At 64.0% G+C, this 2,498-nt stretch carries 4 protein-coding genes; all 4 read left to right on the plus strand.

From position 1 onward, the window contains the following. Positions 1 to 293, plus strand: a 293-nt coding sequence (locus tag A3764_RS19015) for a DUF188 domain-containing protein (RefSeq protein WP_150122300.1), incomplete at its 5' end; no start/stop codon positions are given. A 63-nt stretch (positions 294 to 356) separates the two neighbouring features. After that, a complete protein-coding gene (locus tag A3764_RS19020; protein WP_067926669.1) occupies positions 357 to 977 on the plus strand; it encodes an HAD family hydrolase in 621 nt (206 codons plus the stop codon). After that, a complete protein-coding gene (locus tag A3764_RS19025; protein WP_067926665.1) occupies positions 974 to 1,894 on the plus strand; it encodes an ornithine cyclodeaminase family protein in 921 nt (306 codons plus the stop codon). Before A3764_RS19020 ends, A3764_RS19025 begins: the two co-directional genes overlap by 4 nt. After that, positions 1,891 to 2,498 (plus strand): alpha/beta fold hydrolase (locus tag A3764_RS19030; RefSeq protein WP_236628252.1); only part of this gene is annotated, 608 nt, incomplete at its 3' end. The genes A3764_RS19025 and A3764_RS19030, both read left to right, overlap by 4 nt.

A 2,498-nucleotide genomic window follows, 5' to 3' on the forward strand; every position in this document is an offset into this window, starting at 1 on the left:
ATGTGGCAGACATGTGGATCGCCGAGCGCTGCGGGCCCGGTGACGTGGTGATAACGGGGGACATCCCGCTCGCGGCCCGTTGCGTCGAAGCGGGTGCCCGGGTTCTGAAGCACGACGGCGCCCCCCTCACCGCCGCCAATGTGGGCAATGCACTCGCTACACGTGACCTGATGGCGGACCTGCGCGCGGCGGATCCGTTCCGTCAGGGCGGGGGCAAGGGCTTTACAAAGGCCGACCGCTCCCGTTTCCTGAACGCGCTCGAACGGGAACTGCGTGCAGCGATGCGCGGCTGAACCGGTTTCACTAGGAAAACAGCATGACACCCTTGCCTGATTGGCGAGGCAGAAGGAATGAAAATGCGGCCAGAAGCAGTGGTCTTCGACATCGGCAACGTATTGATCGAATGGCAGCCAGAAAAATTCTATGACGCGCAGATCGGGCCAGAACGGCGGGCCGAGATGTTCGGGGCGGTGGACCTGCACGCGATGAACGACCGCGTTGATACCGGCAATCCCTTTCGTGAGACGATCTATGAAACCGCGGCGGCCCATCCCGAATGGCGGCCAGAGATCGAAATGTGGCACGATCGCTGGATCGAAATGGCCACCCCCGTGATCAGCCACTCACTGCGCCTGATGGAAGCCTTGCAGGCCAAGGGGATCCCGGTCTTCTCGCTCACCAACTTCGGTATCCAGAGCTATGACTTAGCGGCCCGCCACTACCCCTTCCTGCGGCGGTTCGACCGTGATTTCATTTCGGGCCACATCGGCACCATAAAGCCCGACCCGGCGATTTATGCCGAAGTGGAGACCGTCTCCGCCGTGGCGCCCGGGCGGCTCATCTTTACCGATGACCGGGCGGACAATATCCGCGTGGCGGCGGAACGGGGGTGGAAGACGCATCACTTCGAAGGCCCGCGCGGCTGGGCGGACCGGCTGGTGGAGGAAGGGCTCCTCACCACTGCGGAAGCCGCATGAGCGCCGTCCCCTTCATCGAATTCGAAACGGGCGACCGCCTGCTGGACTGGATCGCGCTGTCAGATGCGCTGGCGGAAGGTCACGAAAGGCCCCGCGCGGAAATCGGGGATACGTTTCTGTATCGTGGGGAAGACACGCTCCTTTCCCGTGCCGCATGGATCGACGGGTTGGGCAGCGCGGTGAAGACCGCGACGATCTTCCCCGGCAATGCGGCGCAGGGGAAACCCGCGGTCAATGGCGGCGTGAATCTCTATTCAGACAGGGACGGCACGCTGGCCGCGATCATCGACTTTCACCTTGTGACAAAGTGGAAGACCGCCGGGGACAGCCTGCTTGCCGCGCGGCGGTTGGCGCGGCCCGATTCCCGCTGCATCCTCATACTGGGGGCGGGGACGCAGGCGCGCGGATTGCATGCGGCCTATTCGGCGGCCTTTCCCGATGCGCGCTTTCTCGTGTGGAACCGCACGCAGGCCAATGCGGAACGGCTGGCGGGCGATCTGCCGGGGGTCACCGTCGCCTCCGACCTCCAGGACGCCATGGCAGAGGCGGACATCATCACCAGCGCCACCATGTCCACCGACCCCTTCATCCGGGGGGAGTGGCTGAAACCGGGCCAGCATCTCGATCTGGTGGGAGCCTACCGCCCCGACATGCGGGAAGCCGATGATGCTGCGCTGACCCGGTCCCGTATCTTCGTCGACAGCCGGGCCACCACGCTGGGACATATCGGGGAAATCGAGATACCGGTGCAGGCAGGCACGATCACCCAAGACGACATTCTGGCCGACTACTATGAACTATCGGCCTTCGAGCGCCGTTCGGACGACGAAATCACGCTGTTCAAGAATGGCGGGGGCGCGCATCTCGATCTCATGACCAGCCGGCATATTCTCGACCGCTGGATGGCGAACAGGTGAGCTGGCTCTGGCTGTTGCTGGGCGTCGGTGCAGCGGCGCCGCTGGCAACCGAATACCGCCGCCGCCCCATGGACGACCGGGTCCGGGGCAACGCGCCCGGTCATTTCGCCAGACTGTCGATGGGGGTCACCCATTACGACTGGTTCGGGCCGCGAACCGGCCCTGTGGTGGTCTGCGTCCACGGGCTTACCACACCCAGCTTCGTTTACCGCGGCCTGGCGCGTGGCCTCGCGCTGATGGGATGCCGTGTCTTGGTCTATGACCTCTATGGGCGCGGCTATTCCGATCGCCCCCGAACGAGGCAGGACGCACAGTTCTTTCACCGGCAATTGAGGGAATTGCTGGATCATGTGGGCGTGGGGGACGATATCACCCTCATCGGCTATTCGATGGGCGGTGCTATCGCCACGTCCTTCGCCGCCGAACATCCGGGCCGCATACAGCAACTGGTACTGCTCGCACCTGCCGGAATGCGGGTTCCGGCGGGGCGGATGATCAACATCATTCGCAGCAGTCCCCTATTGGGCGACTGGTTGATGCACGCCGTTTATCCGCGCCAGTTCCGCAAGGGGGTAGAGGCGGAGCGGGACCTTCCCAGTTCCGT

Source organism: Sulfitobacter sp. HI0129 (assembly GCF_001635395.1).
GTDB lineage: Bacteria > Pseudomonadota > Alphaproteobacteria > Rhodobacterales > Rhodobacteraceae > Sulfitobacter.

Bases quoted from the DNA above. Each gene is read 5' to 3' on its own strand.
- A3764_RS19020 (WP_067926669.1), top strand. From the start codon at position 357: ATGCGGCCAGAAGCAGTGGTCTTCGACATCGGCAACGTATTGATCGAA.
- A3764_RS19025 (WP_067926665.1), top strand. From the start codon at position 974: ATGAGCGCCGTCCCCTTCATCGAATTCGAAACGGGCGACCGCCTGCTG.